General features: G+C 69.8%; 25 protein-coding genes. 17 read left to right on the forward strand and 8 right to left on the reverse strand.

Features of this window, described 5'->3' with window-relative positions:
- Nucleotides 1–93 precede the first annotated feature (93 nt).
- From ctaD to ALSL_RS01855, 3 genes are all read left to right on the forward strand, one after another.
- A complete protein-coding gene (gene ctaD, locus ALSL_RS01850; RefSeq protein WP_126536113.1) occupies nucleotides 94–1,710 on the forward strand; it encodes a cytochrome c oxidase subunit I in 1,617 nt (538 codons plus the stop codon).
- A gap of 58 nt (nucleotides 1,711–1,768) precedes the next feature.
- On the forward strand, nucleotides 1,769–1,894 hold the full coding sequence (locus ALSL_RS13810; protein ID WP_269433082.1) for a hypothetical protein: 126 nt from the start codon (nucleotides 1,769–1,771) through the stop codon (nucleotides 1,892–1,894).
- Nucleotides 1,895–1,976: 82 nt separating this feature from the next.
- Nucleotides 1,977–2,864, forward strand: coding sequence for a cytochrome c oxidase subunit 3 (locus tag ALSL_RS01855; RefSeq protein WP_126536115.1), 888 nt, complete (start codon nucleotides 1,977–1,979; stop codon nucleotides 2,862–2,864).
- 130 nt (nucleotides 2,865–2,994) lie between these two features.
- On the opposite strand, the gene ALSL_RS01860 is transcribed toward ALSL_RS01855, so the two are convergent.
- Nucleotides 2,995–3,210 (reverse strand): twin transmembrane helix small protein, encoded by a 216-nt coding sequence (locus ALSL_RS01860; protein ID WP_126536117.1) that lies wholly within the window; start codon nucleotides 3,208–3,210, stop codon nucleotides 2,995–2,997.
- Nucleotides 3,211–3,269: 59 nt separating this feature from the next.
- On the opposite strand from ALSL_RS01860, the gene ALSL_RS01865 reads away from it, so the two are divergent.
- The 13 genes from ALSL_RS01865 (at nucleotide 3,270) to ALSL_RS01925 (ending at nucleotide 18,442) form a co-directional block, all read left to right on the forward strand.
- A complete protein-coding gene (locus tag ALSL_RS01865; protein ID WP_126536119.1) occupies nucleotides 3,270–4,004 on the forward strand; it encodes an SURF1 family protein in 735 nt (244 codons plus the stop codon).
- Nucleotides 4,001–4,567, forward strand: a complete 567-nt coding sequence (locus ALSL_RS01870) for a hypothetical protein (RefSeq protein ID WP_126536121.1) — start codon at nucleotides 4,001–4,003, stop codon at nucleotides 4,565–4,567. The genes ALSL_RS01865 and ALSL_RS01870 overlap by 4 nt, the downstream gene beginning before the upstream one ends.
- Nucleotides 4,567–5,715, forward strand: coding sequence for a COX15/CtaA family protein (locus ALSL_RS01875; RefSeq protein WP_126536123.1), 1,149 nt, complete (start codon nucleotides 4,567–4,569; stop codon nucleotides 5,713–5,715). Before ALSL_RS01870 ends, ALSL_RS01875 begins: the two co-directional genes overlap by 1 nt.
- Nucleotides 5,712–6,620: a heme o synthase gene (cyoE, locus tag ALSL_RS01880; RefSeq protein WP_126536125.1), complete on the forward strand. Its 909-nt coding sequence runs from the start codon at nucleotides 5,712–5,714 to the stop codon at nucleotides 6,618–6,620. Before ALSL_RS01875 ends, cyoE begins: the two co-directional genes overlap by 4 nt.
- 12 nt (nucleotides 6,621–6,632) lie before the next feature.
- The gene (locus ALSL_RS01885; protein ID WP_126536127.1) at nucleotides 6,633–7,298 is read left to right on the forward strand and encodes a response regulator transcription factor; all 666 of its coding nucleotides are present in this window, start codon (nucleotides 6,633–6,635) and stop codon (nucleotides 7,296–7,298) included.
- A complete protein-coding gene (locus tag ALSL_RS01890; RefSeq protein ID WP_126536129.1) occupies nucleotides 7,282–8,700 on the forward strand; it encodes a sensor histidine kinase in 1,419 nt (472 codons plus the stop codon). Before ALSL_RS01885 ends, ALSL_RS01890 begins: the two co-directional genes overlap by 17 nt.
- A 36-nt stretch (nucleotides 8,701–8,736) precedes the next feature.
- Nucleotides 8,737–9,795, forward strand: a complete 1,059-nt coding sequence (locus ALSL_RS01895; RefSeq protein WP_126536131.1) for an efflux RND transporter periplasmic adaptor subunit — start codon at nucleotides 8,737–8,739, stop codon at nucleotides 9,793–9,795.
- A gap of 4 nt (nucleotides 9,796–9,799) precedes the next feature.
- Nucleotides 9,800–12,877, forward strand: coding sequence for an efflux RND transporter permease subunit (locus ALSL_RS01900; protein ID WP_126536133.1), 3,078 nt, complete (start codon nucleotides 9,800–9,802; stop codon nucleotides 12,875–12,877).
- The gene (locus ALSL_RS01905) at nucleotides 12,877–13,182 is read left to right on the forward strand and encodes a DUF3240 family protein (protein WP_161970916.1); all 306 of its coding nucleotides are present in this window, start codon (nucleotides 12,877–12,879) and stop codon (nucleotides 13,180–13,182) included. Before ALSL_RS01900 ends, ALSL_RS01905 begins: the two co-directional genes overlap by 1 nt.
- Nucleotides 13,179–14,480: a TolC family protein gene (locus ALSL_RS01910; protein ID WP_161970917.1), complete on the forward strand. Its 1,302-nt coding sequence runs from the start codon at nucleotides 13,179–13,181 to the stop codon at nucleotides 14,478–14,480. Before ALSL_RS01905 ends, ALSL_RS01910 begins: the two co-directional genes overlap by 4 nt.
- A 309-nt stretch (nucleotides 14,481–14,789) precedes the next feature.
- Nucleotides 14,790–14,963, forward strand: coding sequence for a hypothetical protein (locus ALSL_RS01915; protein ID WP_174928822.1), 174 nt, complete (start codon nucleotides 14,790–14,792; stop codon nucleotides 14,961–14,963).
- Between the two features lie 156 nt (nucleotides 14,964–15,119).
- On the forward strand, nucleotides 15,120–17,765 hold the full coding sequence (gene mgtA / locus ALSL_RS01920) for a magnesium-translocating P-type ATPase (RefSeq protein ID WP_126536139.1): 2,646 nt from the start codon (nucleotides 15,120–15,122) through the stop codon (nucleotides 17,763–17,765).
- An 11-nt stretch (nucleotides 17,766–17,776) separates the two neighbouring features.
- The gene (locus ALSL_RS01925; protein WP_126536141.1) at nucleotides 17,777–18,442 is read left to right on the forward strand and encodes a hypothetical protein; all 666 of its coding nucleotides are present in this window, start codon (nucleotides 17,777–17,779) and stop codon (nucleotides 18,440–18,442) included.
- A gap of 43 nt (nucleotides 18,443–18,485) precedes the next feature.
- On the opposite strand, the gene ALSL_RS01930 is transcribed toward ALSL_RS01925, so the two are convergent.
- From ALSL_RS01930 to rpsU, 6 genes are all read right to left on the reverse strand, one after another.
- Nucleotides 18,486–19,505 (reverse strand): bile acid:sodium symporter family protein, encoded by a 1,020-nt coding sequence (locus ALSL_RS01930; RefSeq protein ID WP_126536143.1) that lies wholly within the window; start codon nucleotides 19,503–19,505, stop codon nucleotides 18,486–18,488.
- 53 nt (nucleotides 19,506–19,558) lie between these two features.
- Nucleotides 19,559–20,188: a DedA family protein gene (locus tag ALSL_RS01935; RefSeq protein WP_126536145.1), complete on the reverse strand. Its 630-nt coding sequence runs from the start codon at nucleotides 20,186–20,188 to the stop codon at nucleotides 19,559–19,561.
- 175 nt (nucleotides 20,189–20,363) lie between these two features.
- Nucleotides 20,364–22,157 carry a DNA primase gene (locus ALSL_RS01940; protein ID WP_126536147.1) on the reverse strand — a complete coding sequence of 598 codons (1,794 nt, stop codon included), beginning with the start codon at nucleotides 22,155–22,157 and terminating at the stop codon, nucleotides 20,364–20,366.
- A gap of 83 nt (nucleotides 22,158–22,240) precedes the next feature.
- Nucleotides 22,241–22,414: a DUF1328 domain-containing protein gene (locus ALSL_RS01945; RefSeq protein WP_126536149.1), complete on the reverse strand. Its 174-nt coding sequence runs from the start codon at nucleotides 22,412–22,414 to the stop codon at nucleotides 22,241–22,243.
- A gap of 138 nt (nucleotides 22,415–22,552) precedes the next feature.
- Nucleotides 22,553–22,999, reverse strand: coding sequence for a GatB/YqeY domain-containing protein (locus ALSL_RS01950; RefSeq protein ID WP_126536151.1), 447 nt, complete (start codon nucleotides 22,997–22,999; stop codon nucleotides 22,553–22,555).
- A gap of 112 nt (nucleotides 23,000–23,111) precedes the next feature.
- Nucleotides 23,112–23,327 (reverse strand): 30S ribosomal protein S21, encoded by a 216-nt coding sequence (gene rpsU / locus ALSL_RS01955; protein WP_109724432.1) that lies wholly within the window; start codon nucleotides 23,325–23,327, stop codon nucleotides 23,112–23,114.
- Nucleotides 23,328–23,383: 56 nt separating this feature from the next.
- Between rpsU and tsaD the strand changes: the two genes are divergently transcribed.
- On the forward strand, nucleotides 23,384–24,433 hold the full coding sequence (gene tsaD, locus ALSL_RS01960) for a tRNA (adenosine(37)-N6)-threonylcarbamoyltransferase complex transferase subunit TsaD (protein ID WP_231700271.1): 1,050 nt from the start codon (nucleotides 23,384–23,386) through the stop codon (nucleotides 24,431–24,433).
- A 3-nt stretch (nucleotides 24,434–24,436) separates the two neighbouring features.
- Here the strand turns inward: tsaD and ALSL_RS01965 are convergent, their stop codons facing one another.
- Nucleotides 24,437–25,579, reverse strand: a complete 1,143-nt coding sequence (locus tag ALSL_RS01965) for a GGDEF domain-containing protein (protein WP_126536155.1) — start codon at nucleotides 25,577–25,579, stop codon at nucleotides 24,437–24,439.
- Between the last annotated feature and the right edge of the window lie 54 nt (nucleotides 25,580–25,633).

Genomic DNA, 25,633 nt, shown 5'->3' on the forward strand with positions numbered 1-25,633 from the left:
GATATCCCCGGGCATGGGCTTTAAGCACCATGCGTCGGCTGAAAAGACCGCAGCAATCGTTGCAGTAAACGTCCAGGCAAGAGGTGCAGGCCCATGGCTCACGCAGACACCCACGATCATCACGACGAGCATCACGGCGCGCCGTCCAATTTCTTCGTCCGTTGGTGCATGTCCACCAACCACAAGGACATCGGCACCCTGTACCTGGTGTTTTCGCTGCTGATGTTCTTCATCGGCGGCGCCTTCGCCATGGTCATCCGCGCCGAGCTGTTCAAGCCGGGCATGCAGCTGGTGCAGCCGTATTTCTTCAATGAGATGACCACGCTGCATGCGCTGGTGATGATCTTCGGTGCGGTCATGCCGGCCTTCGTCGGCCTCGGCAACTGGATGATCCCGCTCATGATCGGCGCGCCGGACATGGCGCTGCCGCGCATGAACAACCTCTCGTTCTGGATCCTGCCGTTCGCCTTCGCGCTGATGTTGTCCACCCTGTTCACCGCCGGCGGCGGCCCGGCCGGCGGCTGGACGATGTATCCGCCGCTGTCGTTGCAGACCGACTCGCTGGCCTACGTGGTGTTCGCCATCCATCTGATGGGCATCAGCTCGATCATGGGCGCGATCAACATCATCGCCACCATCCTCAACATGCGCGCGCCGGGCATGGATCTTTTGAAGATGCCGGTGTTCGTGTGGAGCTGGCTGATCACGGCCTTCCTGCTGATCGCGGTGATGCCGGTGCTGGCCGGCGCGGTGACCATGCTGCTCACCGACAAGTATTTCGGCACCAGCTTCTTCAATGCGGCCGGCGGCGGTGATCCGGTGCTCTACCAGCATGTGTTCTGGTTCTTCGGGCACCCCGAGGTCTACATCATGATCCTGCCGGCTTTCGGCGTGATCTCGGAGATCATCCCGACCTTCGCCCGCAAGCCGATCTTCGGTTACAAGGCGATGGTGTTCGCCATCGCCTCGATCGCGTTCCTGTCCTTCATCGTCTGGGCGCACCACATGTTCGCCGTCGGCCTGCCGTTGGGGGCCGAGGTGTTCTTCATGTACGCGACGATGTTGATCGCGGTGCCCACCGGCGTGAAGGTGTTCAACTGGGTCTCGACCATGTGGGGCGGCTCGATGACCTTCGAGACGCCGATGCTGTTCGCGATCGCCTTCGTGGTCCTGTTCACCATCGGCGGCTTCTCCGGCCTGATGGTGGCCCTGGCACCGGCCGACTTCCAGTACCAGGACTCCTACTTCGTGGTGGCGCATTTCCATTACGTGCTGGTGACCGGCGCCGTGTTCGCCATCATCGCCGCCACCTACTACTGGCTGCCCAAGTGGAGCGGGCACATGTATTCGGAGTTCTGGGGCAAGATGCACTTCTGGAACAGCGTGATCTGGGTGAACGTGCTGTTCTTCCCGCAGCACTTCCTGGGACTCGCCGGCATGCCGCGCCGCATCCCCGACTACAACGTCGCCTTCGCCAACTTCAACATGATCAGCTCGATCGGCGGGTTCCTGTTCGGCGCCTCGCAGCTGATCTTCCTCGGCGTGATCATCCACTGCGTGTTCTTCTCCAAGCAGAAGGCCGCCGATCGTGCCTGGGAAGGTGCCAAGGGTCTGGAATGGACGGTGCCGTCGCCCGCGCCTTTCCACACCTTCGAAGTGCCGCCGGTGATCCATGACGAAGAACTGGCCCACGGACACGTGACGGACTGACCGTGGCAATGCCCTGACCGGGCCGCCAGACGGCCCGGTCAGGGCGATGGACACTTGGATGGCAGCGGAAGATTCCTGGCGGGAGACGCGTCGGCGCGGTGTGCGCCGGACGCTGTGGGTGACCGGCACGATCGCCGTGCTGATCTTCCTGCTCTCGATATGGCGGATGTTGAAGACGGGCTAGAAAGCGGGTTGCATGGCCTGCGTTGCCATGCCTGCCGGGCCGACCGGCGGATTTTTTCAGGACATCACGGGGATTTTCCACCATGGGTCAGCAGCAAGGCGTTTATTTCGTACCGTCCAAGAGCCAGTGGCCGATCGTGGCCGCGGTGGTGCTGGCGGTCACCGTGTACGGCGCCGCGCATTGGTTGAATGCGGAACCCGGTCAAGAAGGGCTTGGCAAGGCGTTGTTCGGCCTTGGCATGCTCGGCGTACTGGCGATGTTCTTCGGCTGGTTCGGTTCGGTGATACGCGAATCGCTGGCGGGCCGCTACAACGATCAGGTGGACCGCTCGTTCCGCATGGGCATGATGTGGTTCATCTTTTCCGAGGTGATGTTCTTCGCCGCCTTCTTCGGCGCGCTGTTCTACACCCGCATGTTTGCGGTGCCGTGGCTGGGCGGCGCCGGTCACGGCGCGCTGACCCACGAGTTCCTGTGGAGCGACTACGTCGCGGCCTGGGGCGCCAACGGCGGCAATGGGCCCGCGCACGTGGGCGGTGATTTCCAGACCATCGCGCCGTGGGGCCTGCCGCTGCTCAACACGCTGATCCTGCTTTCCTCCAGCGTCACCATCACCATTGCGCACCATGCGCTCAAGGCCGGCCACCGCGGCCGCGTGCTGGCCTTCCTGGGCCTGACCGTCCTGCTCGGCGCCACCTTCCTGTGGTTCCAGGCCCATGAGTACATGGAGGCCTACAAGGAACTCAACCTCACCCTGCAGACCGGCGTCTACGGGTCGACCTTCTTCATGTTGACCGGCTTCCATGGTCTGCACGTCACCCTGGGTACGATCATGCTGGCGGTGATCTGGGTGCGCGTACTCAAGGGGCATTTCGATCCCCAGCATCATTTCGGCTTTGAGGCGGCGGCCTGGTACTGGCATTTCGTCGACGTGGTCTGGCTGGCGCTGTTCATGTTCGTCTACATCCTCTAAAGCGCAGGCGCGCCGTCGCGGCGCGCTTGGGTTGTCCGCCTACGCAAAAAGCCCGCCGAACGGCGGGCTTTTTTTTCGAGACCTGGCGAATGCACGGGCTATGGAGGCGGTGCCTGCCGCTACAATCGCCTCATGCGCCGACGCCGTGCGGATGCAGCCAGCCCATCCAGATGCCGAACACGACCATCAGGATGAGCAGCACGGAAAAGCCGATGCGGCGCGTGAGCGCCCAGACCGTGCGCCGGCTGCCATCCTTGTCGGTCATCATGAAATAGAGCGCCTGGCCGAGGTTGAACAGGACGACCAGCAACAACACGACCAGCGCATATTTGTAGACGGTTTCCACGTGAGCGATCCGCACAATTACGATGCAGGCAGTATAGCCCCGGGCTGCGGAGGCGATGCGTGAGCGGCTGGCGCCGTCCTTCGTGGTGGTCGGTGTTGCTGACGCTCGCCGCCGCCTTGCTGTTCACACGTTTGGGCCTGTGGCAGCTCGATCGCGCGGCGCAGAAGGAGCAGCTGTTGCGACGCTATGCCGCGGCACAGACCGCCCCGCCCGAGGACTTCGCGGCGGCGGTGCGCCGCGGCGATGCCTTCGCCCACGTGCGCGTGCGCGGCAGGTTCCTCGCCGACCGTCTCTATCTGCTCGACAATCCGCATCACGACCGCCGCGGCGGCGTCGAGGCGTACGTGCCGCTGACGCTGCCGGGCGATCAGCGCCTGCTGCTCGTCGACCTGGGTTTTCTGCCGCGCGAGGGGCCCGACCGGACGCCGCAGCCGCTGCCCCTGCCGGAGGGGGAGGTCGCGCTCGTCGGCGTGTATCTGCCGCCGCCGGGCGTCGGCATCGAGATGGGCGGCGATGCGCTGGCGCGCCAGCGGCGGTGGCCCAAGACCACCGTCTATCTCGATCTGGCCGAGGTGGCCCGCGATCTCGGCCGGCCGCTCTATCCCCAGGTGCTGGCGCTGGACGCCGATCCCGCGTCGGTCTACGTGCGCGAGCATGCCTACGACTTTTCCGCGATGCCGCCGGCACGGCATCGCGCCTATGCCTTCCAGTGGTTCACCTTCGCCGTTGCCGTCGTGGTGATTCTGGTGGTTGTGCACCGGCCACGCCGTTCCGTTGAGCGTATCGACCGATGAAGCAGACCGTTCCGGCACCGCGCGCGAGCCGCGCCAAGCTCCTTCTGATCATGGCGGTGTTCGCCGCGCCCATGCTGGCCGCGGCCTTGCTGGTCGCCTTGGGCTGGCAGCCCGGCGGGCGCGGCCATGGCCTGCCGGTACTGCCGCAGCGCAATTTCGCCGGCGAGCGCGTCCTCGTCACGCTGGCCGACGGCCGGGCCTATCCCTGGCGGGATGTCTCGCCGCGGATGACGCTCGTCGCGCTGGCCGGGCCGGACTGTGCGACGCGTTGCCTGGATGTGTTGACCAAGATGGCCGCGGCACGCGTCACTCTCAACCAGAACGCGCCACGCCTGCGCCTCCTCTACGTCGGCCGACCGCCGGCCGATGCCGAGCGCACCGGCATGACCCGTTTCTGGCAGGTCGGTCAGGATACCGAGGGGCGGCTGACGCCCTGGACGCCGAAGACGCCCGACAGCGTCGGCGCATTGCTGGTGGAATCGGACGGCACCGTGCTTGCGTATTATCCGCCCGGTTTCGACCCGACCGGCCTGCGCCAGGATTTGCAGAAGGTGATTCGTTGATGCGTTCGAGCCTGAAAGTGTTGCGCTGGTTGTCCGCGCTCGCCGCGCTGTTCGCCTTCGGCGTGGTGATGTTCGGCGCCTTCGTGCGCCTGTCCAATGCGGGACTGTCCTGCCCCGACTGGCCGACCTGCTACGGCAAGGTCACCTGGCCGCAACAGACGCACGAGATCGCCGAGGCCACGGCGGCCTTCCCGGACCGGCCGTACGAAGACCACAAGGCCTGGCGCGAGCAGGTGCACCGTTTCCTCGCCGGCACACTCGGCACGGCGGTGTTCGCGTTGGCGCTGATCGCCGCCTGGCGTCCGCGTGCGGCGCGGCTGGCGGTGATTGCCGGCGCATGCTGCGCGGCGATCGGGGTAGCGCTCTATGTGCGCGGCGATCGCGACGCGTCACTGGCCGTTTCGGCGCTGGCGATCGCCTTGCCGCTCGGGACCGCGCTCGTGCTGCCGCGTCCCGGGGCCTGGCGCGCCAGCGTGCTCGCGCTCGCCGTGGTGATCTTCCAGGCCATGCTCGGCATGTGGACGGTCACGTTGCTGCTCAAGCCGATCGTGGTGATGGGGCATCTGCTCGGCGGCCTGGCGACCTTCGCATTGCTGGCCTGGGCGGCGTTGCGCTATGCCGGCGTCGGCGCCGTGGATCTGCGTTTTGCCGATCTGCGCCGCGCGGTGATCCTGGGCCTGGTGTTGCTCGTCGTGCAAATCGCCCTCGGCGGCTGGACCTCGTCCAACTATGCCGCGCTGGCCTGCGGCGCCGATTTTCCCCGGTGCCTGGGCCAGTGGCTGCCGGCGACCGATTTCCACGAGGGTTTCGTGCTCTGGCGTGGCATCGGCGTGAATTACGAGGGCGGCGTGCTCGACCTGCCGGCGCGCAGCGCGATCCAGCTCGCGCATCGGCTGGGTGCGCTGGTGGTGTTCTGCTACCTCGCCTGGCTGGCCCATCGCGTGGCGCGCCGCGGCCTGCGTGCGCAGGGCATCGCCATCGGCCTGGTGCTGGTCGCGCAGGTGCTGCTCGGCATCGCCAACGTGCATTTCGGCCTACCGTTGCCGGTGGCCACCGCGCACAACGGCGTGGCCGCCTTGCTGCTGTTCACCCTGCTCGCCACGCTGGCGCGCACGCAACGACGCGTGGCGCCGGAGCGCTGGCGATGAGCGTGCATCTGCGCGAATACCTGGAGCTGACCAAGCCACGCGTGGTCGCGCTGCTGGTGTTCTGCGCGGTGATCGGCATGTTCCTGGCGGTGCCGGGCCTGCCGCCATGGCGCGCGCTGGTGTTCGGCACGCTGGGCATCTGGCTGGCCTCGGCCTCGGCGGCGGCGTTCAACCATCTGATCGACGAGCGTATCGACAAGCTGATGGCGCGCACCGCGCGGCGACCGCTGGCGACCGGCGCCTTGCGCGCGCGCCAGGTGCTGGTCTTCGCCATCGTGCTCGGCATCGCCTCGATGCTGGTGCTGGCCCTGCTGGTCAATCCGCTCACCGCCTGGCTCACCTTCGGCGGGCTGATCGGCTATGCGCTGATCTACACCGCGTATCTCAAGCGCGCCACGCCGCAGAACATCGTCATCGGTGGCCTGGCCGGGGCGATCCCGCCGGTGCTCGGCTGGACCGCGGTGACCGGCCATCTGCATCCCTATGCCCTGCAACTGTGCCTGATCATCTTCGTGTGGACGCCGCCGCATTTCTGGGCGCTGGCCATCTTCCGCCGCGAGGATTACGCCCGCGCCGGCGTGCCGATGATGCCGGTGACGCACGGCGTGGCCTACACCCGCTGGCAGGTGTTGCTGTACACGGTGCTGCTGGTGCTGGTGACGCTGCTGCCGGCGCTGACCGGTTTCAGCGGGCCGGTGTATCTGGGCGGCGCGCTGGTGCTGGGCGGTGGTTTTCTTTATTACGCGGTACGTCTGCTGCACCCGCCGGACGAATATTTCGCCATGCGCGTGTTCAAGTATTCGGTGGTGTACCTGATGGCGCTGTTCGCGTTCCTGCTCGTCGACCACTGGCTGGCCGCACCGCTTCGGACCTCCAGCGGCCTGGAACGACTGGCGCCGTACTGATAAGGGCCGGCCATGCGTCTTTTGATCGTCGAGGATTCGCCGAGCCTTGGCACGCACCTGCGCAGCGCGCTCACCCGCGACGGACATGCGGTGGACGTGGCCGCCGATGGCGAGACCGCGCTCGGCTTCCTCGCCGCGTACCACTACGACGTGATGCTGCTCGATCTCATGCTGCCGCGGATGGACGGCTGGGCGGTGCTGCGCTGGCTGAAGGGGCGCGAGGAGAAACCGCGCGTGCTGGTGTTGTCGGCGCGCGACCAGGTGGCCGATCGCGTCGAGGCGCTCGATCTCGGTGCCGATGACTACCTGGTCAAGCCGTTCGAATACGCCGAACTGCTCGCCCGCGTGCATGCGCTGGCGCGGCGCGGCGAGCGGCCGGCGCCGCTGCTTGTCGCCGGTGCGCTGACGCTCGATCCGCGCGCGCGGCTGGCGCGGGTGGACGGCAAGGTGCTCGCCTTGAGTCCCAAGGAATACGCATTGCTCGAGGTGCTGCTGTCCCAGCGCGGTCGCGTGCTCTCGCGGCTGGCCTTGTTCGAGCGTCTGTACGATGCCCGCAGCGAGGCCTCCGACAAGGTCATCGAGGTGTTGATGAGCACGTTGCGCGGCAAGCTGGCCCAGGCCGGCATCCGCGACCTGATCGAGACCCGCCGGGGCTTCGGCTATGTCGTGGCCGAGTGAGCGGCTGCTCGGCTCGATCCGCGCGCGATTGCTGTTGTTCCTGTGCGGCGGACTGGGGCTCTTGATGCTCGGCCTGTTCGCGCTGCTCGACTATGCGATCGACCGGCAGATCTACGGTCGCCTGGACCGTGTCCTGCTGGAGCGGGCCCATGACATCGCCCGATCGCTGGAAGCCCAACCCGGCGTGGTCGCGCTGACCCGGCTCGGCGTCTTGCAGCCATCGGCCGCAAGTACCGGCCACGGTGAGTTTTTCGAGGTGCGCGACGCCGCGGGCCGGGTGTTGCTGGGTTCGCCTGCCGCCGGCGGTGCGGCGCTGACGGCGGCGCCGGCGGCGGTGAGCGCCAACGCGCCGTATTTCTTCGACCTGCGCCTGCCCGACGGACACCACGGCCGCGCGGTCGCCCTGCGCATGGATCTGCCCGGCGGCGCGAGCCACGAGGCCACCCTGATCGTCGCCCAGGAGCGCGAATTCGCCGACGAACTGGAAGGTCGGGTGCACGTCGCGCTGGTCGTCGGCGCCTTCGGCGCGGGCACGCTCGCCGCCTTGCTCGCGGTGCTCGCGGTGCGCGGTGGCTTGCGTCCGCTGATCGACTTCGGCCACAATGCCACGACGGGCGCGGCGGTGTTTGCGCAGGCCTTGCCGGTGGCGCGCATGCCGCGCGAGCTCAAGCCCTTTGCTCGGCGCCTCAATAGCGCGCTGGAAGGGCTCGAGCAGGCGCTCATGCGCGAGCGCCGCTTCGCCCGCGATGTCGCCCATGAGCTGCGCACGCCGCTGGCCGAACTCAAGATGGCCACCGAGCTCGCCCGGCGCGATGCCGAGGATCCGGCGCCGCTCGACGATGCGCTGACGGCGATCGAACGCATGCGCCGCTGCATCGACGCCCTGCTCGCCCTCTCGCGCTACGAGGCGGGGCTGGATTCGCCGCAGGCCGAGCCGCTCGAGTTGGCCGCCAAGGTGCGCCAGTCGCTCGCCGGCGCCGGCAGCCTCATCGCGCGGCGCGGGCTCGACGTCGCGGCCGCCTTGCCGGAGGAATGCTGGGTGAGCACCGACCCGGCCCTGCTCGAGCGCATCCTCGACAACCTGCTGCTGAACGCCGCCGAATACGCCCCGCCCCACGGCCGCCTGTGCGTGCTGCTGGAGCCGGATGCGGACGGTTGGCGGCTGCGCATCGGCAATCCCGCGCCCGAGCTCGATGCCGAGGACCTGGCCCATCTGGGCGAGCGTTTCTGGCGCAAGTCGGCCGCGCGCGAGGCCAGCCGGCACGGCGGGCTGGGCCTGGCCCTGGCGCGCACGCTGGCCGGCGTGCTCGGCCTCGAACTCACCTTCGTCTTGGAGGACGGCATGCTGTGGGCCCGCCTGGCGCGGCTGCGCGGGATCGCCACGGAAGCGCCTTCCGTTTAAGCCGGTCCAAAGCCGGCCGCTGCAAAACTTGACGGTATGAGCCAAACCACCTTGAAAGCCTTGCGGCACGGGCTGCTGTGCCTGCTTCTGTCGGCGCCGGCGGTGTCCGCGCAGCAATGGGTGCTGACGCCGGCGCAACGCCAGGCGCTCGGCATCGAGCTCGGCCCGGCCAAGGCCGCCGAGGGTCTGCCGCTCGACGGCCTGCCGGCGCGGGTCATGATCGCCCCGGACGCCGCCGCCGTGGTCACCGTGCCGTTTGCCGGCGTGGTGGCGCAGGTGCTGGTGCGGGAAGGCGCCACGGTCCGCCACGGCGAGCCGCTGGCGCGGCTGCAGAGCCGCGAGGCGATGAGCCTGGCCGCCGATCTCGCCGCCGCGCGCAGTCAGCAGCGGGTGGCCGCCGCCCAGGCCGCGCGCGATCGCGCCCTGCTCGCCGAGGGCATCATTCCCGCCGCCCGTGCGCAGGCCTCCGCGGCCCAGGCCGAGGCCGCCGCCGCGCGCTGGCGGGAACTCGAGACCGCCGCCGCGCTGGCGCCGCCGGCCGCCGGCGCGCCGGGGCTGTACGAGCTGCGTGCGCCGGTCGACGGGCGGGTGATCGAGCGCACGCTGCTGCCCGGCGCCGCGGTCGAGCCGCTCGCCAAGGCTTTCGTGATCGCCCGCGGCAGCCAGGTGCTGGTCGAGCTGCGCGTGCCGGCCCGCCATGCGGCGGCGCTGCGGCCGGGCCTCGTCGTGCGCCTGGCCGACGGTCACCAGGGGCGCCTGGTCGAGGCCGCCGGTGCGGTCGATCCGGGCAGCCAGAGCGTGCCGGCGCGGGCGATCTTCACCGATGCGCCGCTGTTGCCCGGCCAGCAGCTCGCCGTCACCCTGTGGCTGCCGGCGCCGAGCGGCGCGGTGATGGTGCCGACTTCGGCATTGGCCGAGCGCGAGGGCGGCAACGTGGTGTTCGTCGCCGATAACCGCGGCTTTTCCGCGGTGCCGGTGCGTATCCTCGCGCAGACCGTCGCCGGCCAGAGCGTGGTCACCGGCGTGCAGTCCGGTGCCACCGTGGTGGTCGCCGGGGCCGGCGCACTGAGCGCGCTGCCGGCCGCGGGGCACTAAAGCCATGCTGGGCCGACTGGTCGAACTGTCCCTCTCGCAGCGCCTGATGGTGTTGCTGGTGGCGCTCGCCGCCATCGGCGCGGGCGTGTGGTCCTATCTGCAGCTGCCGATCGACGCTTATCCCGACATCGCACCGGCCCAGGTCAAGCTGATCCTGAAGGCGCCGGGGATGACGCCCGAGGAAGTCGAGACGCGCGTGGTGACGCCGCTGGAAATGGAGCTGCTCGGCATTCCGCACGCGGTGATGCTGCGTTCCACCGCCAAGTACGGCATCGCCGACGTCACCCTCGACTTCACCGACGGCACCGACATCTACTGGGCGCGCCAGCAGGTCGCCGAGCGCTATGCCGCCGCCGCCGACCAGCTGCCGCCGGATCTGGCGGGCGGGCTCGCGCCGATCGCGACGCCGCTGTCGGACATGTTCATGTTCACCCTGGAGGGCGGCAACCTCACCCTGGCCGAACGGCGCACGCTGCTCGACTGGACCCTCCGCCCGGCGCTGCGCACCATCCCCGGCGTGGCCGATCTCAACGCGCTGGGCGGGCAGGTGCGCAGCTTCGTGGTCGAGCCCGACCCGGTGCGGCTGGCCGCGGCCGGCCTGCGCATCGCCGACCTGAGCGACGCGCTCGCCCGCAACAACCGCAACGACGGCGCCGGCCGCCTGCGCCAGGGCGACGATGCGCTGATCGTGCGGGTCGAAGGCGCGGTGCGCACGCTGGACGATCTGCGCCGGGTGGTGGTGGCGCGTCGCGACGGCGTGCCGATCCAGGTCGCCGACGTGGCCGAAGTGCGCTACGGCAGCCTGACCCGCTACGGTGCCGTCACCCGCGACGGCAACGGCGAGGCGGTGGAGGGCCTGGTGGTCGGCCTGCGTGGTGCCGATGCCTCCAAGGTGGTGACCCAGGTGCGCGCCAAGCTCGCCCAGCTGGCGTCCGCGCTGCCGCCCGGCGTGCGGGTGGAGGTGTTCTACGACCGCAGCACGCTGATCGAACGCGCGGTCGGCACGGTCAAGGAGGCGCTGCTCGAGGCCGTGGTGCTGGTAGTGGTGTTGCTGCTGCTGTTCCTGGGCGATGCGCGCGCCGCGCTGGTGGTCGCGCTGACCCTGCCGATGGCCGCGCTGCTCACTTTCCTGCTGATGCACCTGGTCGGCATGAGCGCCAATCTGATGAGTCTGAGCGGGCTGGCCATCGCCATCGGCATGCTGGTCGATGGCGCGGTGGTGGTGGTGGAAAACGCGGTGACCCGGCTGGCTCCGCAGGCGGGCGAGGGCGTCGAGCTGCCGCGGCTCAACCGCATCTACCGCGCGGTGCTCGAAGTGGCCACGCCGGTGGTTGCCGGGGTGGTCATCATCTGCCTGGTGTTCCTGCCGCTGCTCACCCTGGAGGGGCTGGAAGGCAAGCTGTTCGGACCGGTCGCGCTCACCATCGTGTTCGCGCTCGCCGCCTCGCTGCTGCTCGCGGTGACGCTGATCCCGGTGCTGTGCTCGCTCCTGCTGCGCGAGCGCGCGCATCGCGAGCCGTGGCTGATGCGCCAGCTCGAGCGCGGCTACCGGCCGCTGCTCGACGCCGCGCTCGCCCATGGCCGGCTGATGATCGTGGTGGCCGGCGTGGCGCTGGCGCTGGGCGTGCTGGCCTACCTGGGGAGCGGCAAGACCTTCATGCCGACCATGGACGAGGGCGATCTGCTGATCCAGCTGGTCAAGCGTCCCTCGGTGAGCCTGGCCGCCTCGCGCGACCAGGACCTCGCCATCGAGCGGGCGATCCGCGCGCGTCTGCCCGAGGTCGAGCACGTGGTCGCCCGGCTGGGTTCGGACGAGCTCGGCCTCGACCCGATGGGCCTCAACGAGACCGACATGTTCCTCAAGCTCAAGCCGCGCGCGCAGTGGCGCGTGCCCGAGCGCGGCTGGCTGGAGGATCAGCTGCGCGCGGTGATGCAGGACTTCCCCGGCATCGATTACGGCTTCACCCAGCCGATCGAGATGCGGGTGTCGGAAATGCTCACCGGCAGCCGCGGCGATGTCGCGGTCAAGGTGTTCGGCACCGAGCTGGCCACTATCAACCGCCTCGCCAACCACATCGCCGCGATCATCGAACGCACCCGCGGCAGCCAGGACGTGATCGCGCAGACCCAGGAGGGCGTGCGTTATCTCGGCGTGCGCCTCGACCGCGCCGCGGCAGGCCGCTACGGGCTGGATGTCACCGAAGTCCAGGACGAACTGCGTGGCGTGCTCGAGGGCCGTCAGGCCGGCGTCGTGATCGAGGAGCAGCGGCGCACGCCGGTACTGGTGCGCGCCCCTTCGAGCTGGGGCGAGACCCCCGAACTGCTCGCCCGGCTCGAGCTCGCGCGCGGGGATGGCATGGGCACGGTGCCGCTGGACGCCGTGGCCGCGCTGGCGCCGACCAGCGGGCCGATGCAGGTGCGGCGCGAGAACGGCTCGCGCTTCGCCCTGGTGCAGGCCAACGTGAGCGGGCGCGATCTGGTCGGCTTCGTCGAGGAGGCCCGCGCGGCGGTCGAGCGCGAGGTCCACCTGCCGGCTGGCTACAGCGTCACCTGGGGCGGCCAGTTCGAGAACCAGCAGCGTGCGGCGGCGCGGCTGGCCGTGGTGGTGCCGATCGCGCTCGGCCTGATCTTCCTGGTCCTGTTCATGAGCTTCGGCTCGCTGCGCCAGGCCCTGCTCATCCTGTGCAACGTGCCGTTCGCGCTGGTCGGCGGCATCGTCGCCCTGTGGCTGTCGCGCGAGTACCTGTCGGTGCCGGCCTCGGTCGGCTTCATCGCCCTGCTCGGCATTGCCGTGCTCAACGGCGTGGTGCTGGTCACCTACTTCAACCAACTGCGTGCGCAGGGACTGGCACTGGACGAGGCCGTCCGCCACGGCGCGCAGCGGCGCCTGCGGCCGGTGCTGATGACCGCCTCGATCACCGCGCTCGGCTTGGTGCCGCTGTTGTTTGCCAGCGGCCCGGGGGCGGAGATCCAGCGGCCGCTCGCCATCGTCGTCATCGGCGGGCTGGTGAGCTCGACCGCATTGACCTTGCTGCTGCTGCCGGTGCTGTTCCGCCGCTTCGGCGAGGAGAGGGCAGGATGATGTCCGCCGCATACCAACGCCTCACCCTGGTCGCCCCGCGCGAGCTGGAGGAAGCGCTCGTCGAGACTCTGCTGGAGCTGACCTCGACCGGGTTCACCGCGATCAATGTCGCGGGGCATGGCGAGGGGTTCGACCAGGCCGGTATCCGCGAGCGCGTGCGCGGGCGTGTCGACCGGCTGATGCTGTGGCTGCTGCTGCCCGACGGGCAGGCCGACCGCGTGCTGGCCGAAGTCGAGAAACGCCTGCCGCACAGCCGTATCGTCTGGTGGCTGGAGCCGGTCCAGGCCCGCGGGAGGCTGGCGTGAGACGGCTCGGCTGCATATTCGCGTTGATCTGTCTGCCGGTCTTCGCGCAGACCGGTGCCGACACCAGCCTGCCGCCGCGCGAGCTCGTGCTCGATGCGATCGAGTCCGCGCCCGAGGTGCGTGCCGCCGAAGCCGGCGTGGCCCGCGCCGAGGCCGAGGAACGCATGCGCCGCGCAGGCCCGCACGAGGCCCAGTTCACCGTCATCCCGCAACGGCGCCGGGTCGACCAGGAGGGTCGCTACCACGAATGGGAGGTCGATCTTTCACGCGGCGTGCGCTGGCCCGGCAAGGCCCGGCTCGACCGCGAGATCGGCGCGACCGGCCGCGAAGCGGCGCAGCTGATGCTGGAGGACGCCCACCATGCCGCCGCGCGCCGTCTGCTGGCGTTGTGGACGGACTGGCAGCGCGCCGCCGCCGCCACCGCGTTGCGCCAGCAGCAGGCGCAGCTCTGGCAGCAGGAACTCGCCAGCGTGGATCGGCGGGTGGCCTTGGGCGACGCCGCCCAGCGCGATCGACTGGCCGTGGACGCCGCGCTGGCGCAGGCCCAGGTCGCCGTGCTCCAGGCCCAGGCCGAGGAAACCCGTGCCCGCCTTGCCCTGCAGGCGCAGTTCCCGGGACTGCCGCTGCCCGCCCAGGTGCGCTTGCCGCCGCAGCCGGATCCGCTGCCGGGACAGGATGCGCACTGGCAGGCGCTGATCGTGGCGCGCAGCCATGAAATCGGCGCGGCCGATGCCCGTGCGCGGCAGAAGGACGCCGAAGCCCGGCGCGCGCAGGCCGATCGCACGCCCGATCCCGTCCTCGGCCTGCGCATGCTCGACGAGCGCGGCGGCCGCGAACACACGCTGGGCGTGACCATGACCATCCCCTTCGGCATTGCCTACCGCGGCGCCGCCGCCGCGGCTGCCGGCGCCGACGCGATGGCCGCCGCCGCCGACCTTGCCATCACCCGCCGCGACATCGAGGAGGGCGCGCACCAGGTGGTCGCCGCGGCGCGCGCGGCATTCGCGGTCTGGCAGCGTCAGCGCGAGGCGCGCGATGCCGCCGAGACCAGCGCGGCCAAGACCGAGCGTGCCTATGCGCTCGGCGAACTCGGCCTGGTCGACGTGCTCGCCGCGCGCCGCTTGGCCGAAGACAGTGCGCTTGCCGAGCAGCGCGCGCTGCTCGACGCCATCGAGGCGGTCACCCGTGTCCAGGTGGACGCACACGAGGTGTGGCACGCCCACGCGCCGGGCGATACCGACGAGGATGCCCCCGTCCGGCCCGGCCAGCCGGCGCTGCCGACCGTCGGCGGCGGCTGAACGACGGCCCGTCGCCAGCATCCAGCACGCGCGAATCAGCCTGGGAGCGGTTGACACTTGCGCGTCGCAGCACGAAAATGCGCGACGCCCCGCGGCGCACTTTTGCCGCGGGGTCTCGTCCGACCAAACCAAGGCATATGGACACCTACCCTAGTCGCAACGCCGCCATCCGCGAGCATCGGATGACGGCGTCGCCGGAACCATCGAACGCCTGCGGCGACCGCCTGCGGTCGGCCGGCGCCTTCCTCGACTAGGAAGCCCGGCCACCCAAAGACGGCGCTCAAGGCACCGTCTTTAGGAGCTGGGCTTATGAAACTCCTGCGCGATCTCCTTCGCCTGCACCTGCTGCGCCGCCGGACCGTGCGTCGCGAATGGACCATCACCGTGCCGGCGCCGCTCGAGCGGACGCATCCGGCCGAATCGCTCTCCCGTCGGCATCACCACGAGCCCGTGCTGACGGTCGTCCAGCGCCGGGCAGCCTGAAAGCTCGCCGTCATGGCCGGGTGCTATCTCTGCCCGGCTTGGCGCTGACGTCATTCCTCCTGCCGCACCAGGCCGGTGCGGCGCCCCAGCGCAAGCCTGCGTGCCGGACATGCCGCGTGTCCGGCCGGTCCCTCTCTGCCCAAGAGTCCTGCCGCGATGAGCAAGCACGCCCCAGCCGATCAAGGCCATGCCGCGACCCGCGCGATCGGTCTGCGCGAGGCCTTGCGACCCAACGATGAACTGCTCGCCGCGCTCGGCACCAGCCTGGCCGGGCTCGACGAGCAGGAGATCGCCGAGCGGCTGGACCGGGACGGCCTCAACGAGGTCTCGCACGAAAAGGCGCCGCACTGGGCGCTGCAGCTGCTGCACGCGTTCGCCAATCCGTTCATCGTCGTGCTGCTGGTGCTGGCCGGCGTGCAGCTGGCCACCGATCCGGACAACCTGACCAGCCCGAGCATCATCGCGGTGATGGTGTCGATCAGCGTGTTCCTGAGCTTCGTGCAGGAATACCGCTCGTCGAAGGCGGCGGACAAGCTCAAGGCCATGGTGCGCAACACCGCCACGGTGACCCGCCGCGCCTCGGACGGTCACAGCGAGCGCATCGAGGTGCCGGTCGAGGAGCTGGTGGTCGGCGACATCGTGCATCTGGCCGCCGGCGACATGGTGCCGGCCGACCTGCGCCTGCTCACGGCCAAGGACCTGTTCGTCAGCCAGGCGATCCTCACCGGTGAATCGCTGCCGGTGGAAAAATCCCCGCCCGGGCAGGCCGTCGCCACCGACGAACTGGCCGGCAGCAAGCCGTCGGATAACCCGCTCGACCAGCCCTCGCTGTGCTTCATGGGCACCAACGTGGTGAGCGGCACCGCCACCGCGGTGGTGATCGCCACCGGCGCGCGCACGTACTTGGGCTCGCTCGCGCGCACCGTGGTCGGCCAGCGCGTGCAGACCAGCTTCGACCGCGGCGTCAAGAGCGTGAGCTGGCTGCTGATCCGCTTCATGGCGGTGATGGTGCCGGTGGTGTTCGTCATCAACGGGCTGGACAAGCACGACTGGCTGCAGGCGTTCCTGTTCGCGCTGTCGGTGGCGGTCGGGCTGACGCCGGAAATGCTGCCCTTGATCGTCACCGCCAACCTCGCCAAGGGCGCGATCGCGATGTCGCGGCACAAGGTGGTGGTCAAGCGGCTCAACGCGATCCAGAACTTCGGCGCGATGGACGTGCTGTGCACCGACAAGACCGGCACGCTCACGCTGGACCGCATCGTGCTCAAGCGGCATCTGGACCTGCAGGGCGAGCCTTCCGACGAGGCGCTCACCTACGGCTACCTCAACAGCCGCTTCCAGACCGGGCTCAAGAACCTGATGGACAAGGCGGTGCTGGAGCATCGCGACCTGGAAACGGTCGCCGAGCGCTATCACATCGTCGACGAGATTCCCTTCGACTTCCAGCGCCGGCGCATGTCGGTGGTGGTGAACGACGGCAGCGGCGAGGATCTCCTGGTCTGCAAGGGCGCGGTCGAGGAGATGCTCGGCATCTGCACCAGGGCCAAGTGGGGCGAGGAGGTGCTGCCGATGACCGACGCCATGCGCGCGGAAATCAAGGCGATGACACGCCGGCTCAACGAGGACGGGCTGCGCGTGCTGGTGGTGGCGATCAAGCGCCAGCCGCCGAGCGGGCGCGCCTATGGCGTGGCCGACGAGAACGATCTCATCGCGATCGGCTGCCTGGCCTTCCTCGATCCGCCCAAGGACACCGCCGCCACCGCGATCGCCGCGCTGCGCCAGCACGGCGTGACGGTGAAGGTGCTGACCGGCGACAACGAGGCGGTGACGCGCAAGATCTGCCGCGAGGTCGGCCTGGACGTCGCGCATTCGGCGCAGGGCCGCGACATCGAACCGCTCGACGACGACGCGCTCGACGCGCTGGTCGCGCGCACCACCGTATTCGCCAAGATGTCGCCGCTTGAGAAGGCGCGCGTGGTCAAGTCGCTGCAGCGCCAGGGCCACACCGTCGGTTTCCTCGGCGACGGCATCAACGACGCGCCGGCCCTGCGCGAGGCGGACGTCGGCATCTCGGTGGACACCGCCACCGACATCGCCAAGGAGTCGGCCGACATCATCCTGCTGGAAAAGAACCTGATGGTGCTGGAGGAGGGCGTGCTGGAGGGGCGCGTCACCTTCGGCAACATCATCAAGTACATCAAGATGACCGCCAGCTCCAACTTCGGCAACATGTTCTCGGTGCTGGTGGCGAGCGCGTTCCTGCCGTTCCTGCCGATGCTGCCGCTGCACCTGCTGGTGCTCGACCTGCTCTACCACACCTCGCAGTTGTCGATCCCGTTCGACCGCATGGACGAGGAATACCTGCGCAAGCCGCGCAAGTGGGATGCCAGCGACATCGGCCGCTTCATGATCTGGATCGGCCCGGTCAGCTCGATCTTCGACATCACCACCTACTGGCTGCTGTGGCACGTGTTCGGCGCCAATTCGCCCGCGCACCAGGCGTTTTTCCAGACCGGCTGGTTCGTCGAGAGCCTGCTCACGCAGACGCTGATCGTGCATATGATCCGCACGCCGAAGATTCCCTTCGTGCAGAGCCTCGCCGCCGCGCCGGTGCTGGCGCTCACCTCGGCGACCATCCTGATCGGCCTGGTGCTGCCGTTCACCGGTCTCGGCGCGCATCTGGGTTTCGTGCCTTTGCCGGGCGCCTATTTCGGCTGGGTGGCGGCGACGGTGTTCACCTACGCGGCGCTCACCCAGTTCATCAAGACGCTCTACATCCGCCGTTACGGGCGCTGGCTGTAGCCGCCATGCCCATGCGCCGCCTCGCTGGCACGGGCGTCGTCCTGGCCGCCGCCATGCTTTCTTCGCCCACGGCGCGAGGCGGTGCCAGCCTCCTGGTCGATGATGCGGCCACCACGCCCGAGGGTCGCTGCCAGCTCGAAAGCTGGCTGCGGATGCGCGAGGGTGGCCATCGCGAGATGACGGCGGTGCCCGCCTGCACGTTCGACGGGCTGGAATACAGCCTGGGCGGGAGTGCATACGCCGGTACGCCTTCCGGACCTTGGCTGAACGCGGGGCTCAAGCGCACGCTGCTCGCGATGGATGAAAACACGCCGGGTCTGGCGCTGTCGCTGGGCGGTACCTGGCGGCGTCCGGATCATCGTCTGGCTTCCGGCGATGCCACGTTCATCGCCAGTGTGCCGTTGACGGCGGTCTTCACCCTGCACGCAAACCTCGGCTGGACCGCCGTGCGCGGCGCCGCGCCGCGGCCGATCGAGGGCCTGGGTCTGGAATACGACCACGACCGGCACTGGACGGCTCTCGGCGAGTACTACCTCGAGCGCGGTGCCGTGCATGCGGTGCAGGCCGGACTGCGCCGTTCGTTCGTGCATGGCCTGAGCTGCGATGTCATCGCCGGACACGATCACGGCGGACACTGGCTCACGCTCGGGCTCAACTATTCGCCCGGCGATTCCTAAAAAGCCGACGTCCGCCGCGCCACACCCCCGCGGGTACCACGGACTAGCCTCCCGTGCCGGGGCTGGCGCCGTGGGCCGGGGCAGCCGCGACGTTGGCCTGGGCGGCGAAGCGTCGGGCCAGCACGGCGCAGACCATGAGCTGCAACTGATGGAAGATCATCAGTGGCAACAGCAGCCCGCCGAGGCCGCCGGCGTGGCCGGCGAACAGGATCTTGGCCATCGGCACGCCGCTGGCGAGGCTCTTTTTCGAGCCGCAGAAAAGGATGGTGATGCGGTCGGCACGGGCAAAGCCCAGCCGGCGCCCCGCGAACGCGGTGAGGAGCAGCGCCAGCGCCAGCAGCAGGGCATCGAGCACCAGGGTCAGCACCAGGGCCAGGATCGGCGTGCTGCGCCACAGGCCTTCCACCACGGCCGCGCCGAAAGCCGCATATACCACCAGCAGGATAGTGCCGCGATCGGTGAAGCCGATCAGCGGCCGGTGCCGCTCCACGAAGCCGCCGATCCACGGCCGCAGCAGGTGCCCGGCGACGAACGGCAGCAGCAGCTGCAAGGTGATGTCGCGCACGCCCTCGAGCGGCGAACCGGCACCGCCCTGCACCGCCAGCAACAGGCCGACCAGGAGGGGCGTGAGCACGATGCCGATCAGGCTGGACAGCGAGGCGCTCACCACGGCCGCGGGCACGTTGCCGCCGGCGATCGAGGTGAACGCGATCGACGATTGCACCGTGGAGGGCAGCGTGCACACGTAAAGCAGTCCAAGAGTCAGCTCCGGCGTGAGCAGGGTGTGCGCCAGCGGCCGCAGCAGCAGGCCGAGCAGGGGAAACAGCCCGAAGGTGCAGGCGAACACGGTCAGGTGCAGCCGCCAGTGCGTGGCGCCACGCACGATCGCCTCGCGCGAGAGCTTGGCGCCATGCAGAAAGAACAGCAGCGCGATGGCCACGTCGGTGATCCGGTCCAGCCACAGTGCCGCCGCGCCGCGACAGGGCAGCAGCGTGGCCAGCACCACGGTGGCGAGCAGGCTTGCGGTGAAACCGTCGGGCAGCAGGCGACGCAGCGGGGACATGGAACGCGGGTGGCGAAAAACCCGCAGTGTAAATGCCAGGCCGCGCGGGTTTTTTAATCGCAGCCTGCCGTGCGGCACGCCTGGCGCCGCCGATGCCGCCACCACAGCCCGAGCACGACCACCGCGGCCACGCCGCTCAGGATCCACAGGCTGCTTTGCCCGCGGTGGATCCATGCCATCAGCCAGGCGCGGCGATAGGCGCCGAGATAGCCCAGATACACCCACAGCGGCACGCTGATCAGCGCCGCCAGGCCGTCCAGCAGCAGGAAACGCAGGAAGCCGACCCGGTGAGTGGCCCCGGCGGTGACGAACACCGCGGTGCGCATGCCGGGCAGGAAACGGGCGATGAACATGAGCCGGTTGCCATAGCGCTCGAACTGGCGCTGCACGGCGGCATAGCGCGCCGGCGGCAGCAGCCAGGCGATCAGTCGCCACTTGAGTATGCGCGGTCCGTAGTGGTGGCCGAGCAGGAACATGCTGGCATCGCCGATCAGGACGCCGGCCAGGGTCACCCCGACCATGCCGTGCGCGTTGCCGTAGCCCAGGCCGGTGATGATGCCGCCGGCGATCAGGGTGATGTCCTCCGGCAGCGGCAGGCCGAACCCGCACAGCAGCAGCGCGACGAACACCGCAAGATAGCCATGCTCGGCAAAAAAGATGACCAGGGGCTGCAGCAGATCCATCGAGCGTGCGCTTGGGGGCCAACCATGAAGCCAAGGCGCCGATGATCGCACAGGCCGCCACCGGCCCCGTCGGCCGGCTTGTCGCAGCGCCGCCATGACGAGGGTGTCGCCATGGCTTGGGATTGCCCGCCACCGGGCACGCCCGGCGACAGGGCTGTGAGCCGCGGCGCGCGGGTCAGGCGGCCGGAGTGACCTGCGCGCGCGCGGCCAGCAGGGCGCGCAGCTCGGTCTTCTGGTCTTCGCTCAAGCCGCCCTGTTTGGCCAGGTGCTCGAGCTCGGCGCGGCGCTGGTCCTTGGCCTGCTGGGCCATGCGCGCCAGCGCATCGAAAAACTCCCGCCGCTGCGTCTCAGGCTCGCCCACCAGGCTGGTCGCCAGCAGCTTCTGCAGCGCGGCGTATTCCTCGCGTCCGGCGAAATGCTCGACCAGGCTGGCCGGGCGGATGCCGGGCCGCGCGCGCGCCAGTGCGATCAGCTCCGCCAGGAGCGCCACGCCCGGCCGCTGAAGCTGGCGGAAGTCATGCGACAAGGGGACCTCGGCGGCGAGCTCGGGCTGGGCGAGCAGGAGGGCGATGGCGCTGCGCACCAGCGAGCGCTGCACGGCGACCGGTCGTGCGGCGGCTCGTCCGTTCGCGGCCGGCGGGGACAGCGCCTGCGCGCCGGTGCGCCGCTCGAGCTCGGCGGCCATGAGTTCGCGGAAGGCCCCGTCGGGCAGTCGCGCGATCAGCGGCCGTGCGCGTTCGGCCAGCCGGGCGCGACCATCGAGGCTGGCGGTGTCCACGTCGCGGGCGAGTTCGGCAAAGAAGTAGTCCGACAGCGGCAGCGCCTTGCCGAGGCGCTGCTCGAAACCGTCGCGGCCCTCCTTGCGTACCAGTGAATCCGGATCCTCGCCCTCGGGCAGGAACAAAAAATACGCCTGGCGGCCGTCGCGCAGGCGCGGCAGCGAGGCTTCCAGCGCCTTCCAGGCGGCGGCGCGGCCGGCGCGATCGCCGTCGAAGCAGAACACCACATCGGGCGCGGTGCGGAACAGTGTCTCGGTGTGCTCGGGCGTGGTCGCGGTGCCGAGCGTGGCCACCGCGATCGGCAGCCCGGCCTGATGCAGTGCGATCGCGTCCATGTAGCCCTCGACCACCACGATGCGGTCGAGGCTGGCATTGGCCTGCCTGACCTGCCACAGCGCGAACAGCTCGCGCCCCTTGTGGAACAGCGGCGTCTCGGGGGAGTTGAGGTACTTCGGGCCGTCGCTTTTGCGGGCGTCCTGAGTGGGGGCAGGGGCGGGCGCAGCTTCGTCCACTGCCTGCGCGGGAGGCGCGCTGATGATCCTGCCGCCGAAGGCGATGACGCGCCCGCGGCGGTCGAGGATCGGAAACATCAGCCGCTCGCGGAAGCGATCGTAGCGGCTGCCGCGCTCGCCACGCGCGAGGAGGCCGGCCTCATCCAGCAGCTGCAACCGGCGCTCGCCGGTGCCCAGCGTCTTGATCACGCCGTCGAAGCCGGCCGGCGCCCAGCCGAGCCGGAAGCGCGCGATGGTGTCCGCGTCCAGCCCGCGCCTTTCGCAATACGCCTGCGCCTGCGCGCTTTTCGGCAGTTGTTCTTGATACCAGCGCGCGGCGGCGTCGAGCAGGGCATAGAGCTCGCTCCGGTCCTCGCGCGGGCGCTCGTCGCGGCCGCCCTCGTGCGGGACTTGCAGGCCGACCGATTGCGCCAGCTCCTCCACCGCATCGGGAAACTCGAGCCGCTCGTAGTCCATCAGGAACTTGATCGCGCTGCCATGGGCACCGCAGCCGAAGCAGTGGAAGAACTGCTTGGCCGGGCTCACGTAGAACGAGGGCGTGCGTTCGTCGTGGAACGGACAGCAGGCGGTCCATTCGCGGCCGGCCTTCTTGAGCGGCACGCGCCGCTCGATCACGTCGACGATGTCGACGCGGGCCAGGAGTTCGTCGATGAAGCTGTCGGGAATGCGGCCGCGCATGCGTTCGACAGTCTATCCTGCCGCGCTCGGCAAGGGGCCGCCGCCCTGCGCACGAGGCCGCGCGCAGGGCGTTGGAGGCAAGGTCAACTGGCCAGATGGAACACGCCCATGACCGCCAGCAGGGCGATCAGGAACAGGATCAGGAAGATCGCGAACAACACCTTGGCGATGGTGGCGGCGACGCCGGAAATACCGGCGAAGCCCAGCCAGCCGGTGACCAGCGAGATGATGGCGAAAATGATGGCCCACTTGAGCATGGAAGATGTTCCCTGTGCTGCCGCATGGCGGCGGTGCGCGGCAGTCTCGGGATCGCCTCGTGAAGACCGCGCCAGCGGAACATCGCCGGCCGTTCACGTCGGCATTCGGGCTCCCGGGCGATCCCCGCCGTCCGGGACTCAGCCGCCCAGGCGCGCCTTGATCCGCGCGGAGACTTCCGCCATGTCGGCGCGGCCGGCGACCTGGGGTTTCACCGCGGCGACCACCTTGCCCATGTCGCGGGCGGAAGACGCGCCGGTGGCCGCGATCGCCGCGTCGATCAGCGCGTCGATCTCGGCCGGCTCCAGGCGACTCGGCAGGTAGCTTTCGATCACCGCCATTTCCGCGCGCTCGACCTGGGCAAGGTCCTGCCGCCCGGCGGCCTCGTACTGGCTCACCGAGTCGCGCCGCTGCTTGAGCATCTTCTCGAGCACGGCCAGGGTCTGGGCATCGTCCAGGGTGATGCGCTCGTCGACCTCGCGCTGCTTGATCGCGGCCAGGATCAGCCGCAGCACGCCCAGGCGGGCCTTGTCGCCGCTTTTCATCGCGGCCTTCATGTCCTCGGTCAACCGGGCTTTGAGCGACATCGGCAGGTCTCCTGGCAAGGCTGGTGGACACACAAACGCGAAAGGCCGGCGCTACCGGACGGCGGCGCCAGCCTGGCGAAGGACGGCGGACATCGGCCGCCGGCGCGGTTTTTTAGTACAGGCGTGTCTTGCGCGAGACGTCGCGCGACAGCCGGCGCAGATGGCGCTTCACCGCGGCGGCGCGCTTGCGCTTGCGTTCCTGGGTCGGCTTCTCGTAGAACTCGCGCTTGCGGGTTTCGGCCAGGATGCCGGCCTTTTCGCAGGTGCGCTTGAAGCGACGCAGGGCAAGCTCGAACGGCTCGTTCTCGCGGACTTTGACGCTGGGCATGAAGACTCCGGATGGTTAGACTGGCCCGCTGGATCGGGCGAGCCGCGAATTATAGCGTGGAGACCAGCGCTTTTTCAAAGCCGGTGCTAGGCATCGAGACCTCCTGCGACGAGACCGGCGTGGCGCTGCTGCGCTGGCAGCCCGAGGCGCCCGGCGCGGGGCTGCTCGCGCACGTGCTCTACAGCCAGATCACGCTGCATGCCGATTACGGCGGTGTGGTGCCGGAACTGGCCAGCCGCGATCACGTGCGCAAGCTGCTGCCGCTGGTGCGTGAGGCGCTGGCCCAGGCCGGGCTGACGCCGGCGCAGCTGGGCGGCGTGGCCTACACCGCCGGGCCCGGCCTGGTCGGTGCGCTCTTGGTCGGTGCCGCCACCGGCCGTGCGCTGGCCTGGGCGCTCGGCGTGCCGGCGATCGGCGTGCACCACATGGAGGGCCACCTGCTGGCGCCGCTGCTGGAGGACGATCCGCCAACGCCGCCGTTCGTCGCGCTGCTGGTTTCCGGCGGCCATTCCCTGCTGGTCGAGGTGGCCGACATCGGTCGTTATCGCATCCTGGGCGACACCCTGGACGATGCCGCCGGCGAGGCCTTCGACAAGACCGCCAAGCTGATGGGCCTGCCCTATCCCGGCGGACCGGCGCTGGCCAGGCTGGCCGAGCAGGGACGCCCCGGCGTCTTCCGCTTCGCCCGCCCGATGACCGACCGGCCCGGCCTCGACTTCAGCTTCTCCGGCCTCAAGACCCAGGTGCTGCTGGCCTGGCAGTCGTCCGCGCAGGACGAGCAGACCCGCGCCGACATCGCCCGCGCCTTCGAGGAGGCCATCGTCGACACGCTGGTGATCAAGTGCCGCCGCGCCTTGCAGGCGACCGGCGCCACGCGGCTGGTGATCGCCGGCGGGGTCGGGGCCAATCGCCGCTTGCGCGCGGCGCTCGCCGATGCCGGCGCCCGCGAGGGCTTTCGCACGCATTTCCCGCGCCCGGCGTTCTGCACCGACAACGGCGCGATGATCGCGCTGGCCGGGGCGATGCGCCTGGCCCATGGCCAGCATCAGGGCGAGGCAGTGGCGGTGTTCCCGCGCTGGGATCTGGAAACCCTGCCGCCGCCGTGAGGGTCAGGGCAGGGCGAGCGCCACTCGGTTGCGGCCGCCGTGCTTGGCGGCATAGAGCGCATCGTCCGCGCGGCGCAGCAGGGCCGCAGCGTCGGCATCGCCCGCATGGCGCACGGCCACGCCGAGCGAAAGGGTGACCGCCGCCGGCGTGCCCGCCAGGAAGATGGCCTCGGCCACCGTGGCGCGCAGGCGTTCGGCCAGCGCCTGGGCCGCCGCCAGGTCGGCCCCCGGCAGCAGGACCAGGAATTCCTCGCCGCCGACGCGGCCGAACGGCTGCCCGGCGCAGAGGCACGCGTGCACGCGCCCGGCCAGCGACACCAGCACCTCGTCGCCGCCGGCGTGGCCGTGGCGGTCGTTGATGTCCTTGAAGTGGTCGATGTCGAGCAGCAGCACCGCAAGCGCGCCACCGGCGCGGAACAGCCGCGCGAGCTCCTCGTCCAGGGCCAGCCGGTTGAGCACGCCGGTGAGCGGATCAGTGCGCGCCAGCCGGCGCAGCTTGGCTTGCACCGCTTCGTTGTAGAGCAGCAGGAAGCCGATGCTGGCCAGGGCCGGCTCCAGCGCGCTGTAGACCAGCTGGTAGACATTCCCCGGCGTGGCGGTGAGCAGCCCTGCCTGCGGACCGCCGAGCTCCCGCAGTCGCAGCAGCCAGCCCAGCGACGCCGCCAGCAGGATCAGCAGCATCACCCGCTGCGCCGGCGAGCCGCCGCGGCGCAGCGCCTTGCGCAGCGGCCACAGCAGCAGGGCGAGATAGACACCCAGGGCCGCGGTGGCGATGTAGACGCGGATCGCATAGTCGGGCCGGACCTGGGCGAACCAGGCGATGCCGAGCCAGCCGGCAAGGCCGGGCAGGATCAGCAGTCGTGCGCGCGTGGGCAGCCCGAGCAGCATGCGCAGGGCATGCGCGGTGCCGGCATAGGAGGCCATCAGGAGGCCATTGGCCAGGGTCACCGAGAGCGCGGTCGGGATCCGTCCGCGCAGGCCCATCAGCGTCCAGCCGACCGCCTGCAGCAGCAGGACCCAGCCCCAGAGGCGCAGACTGCGCCGCGCCACGCCGGCATAGGCGCGGGTGGCGACCAGCAGCAGCGGGGCGAGCAGCAGGGCCTGCAGGGCGCCGAGCAGGGCGACGGTGGCAAGGTCGATCGGCACGTGGCGTCTTCGCAGGACCGCGCGGCAAGGGGCGGCGTCCCGCCGATGACATCG

It is taken from the genome of Aerosticca soli, from assembly GCF_003967035.1.
In the GTDB taxonomy this organism is placed as follows: Bacteria; Pseudomonadota; Gammaproteobacteria; order Xanthomonadales; family Rhodanobacteraceae; genus Aerosticca; species Aerosticca soli.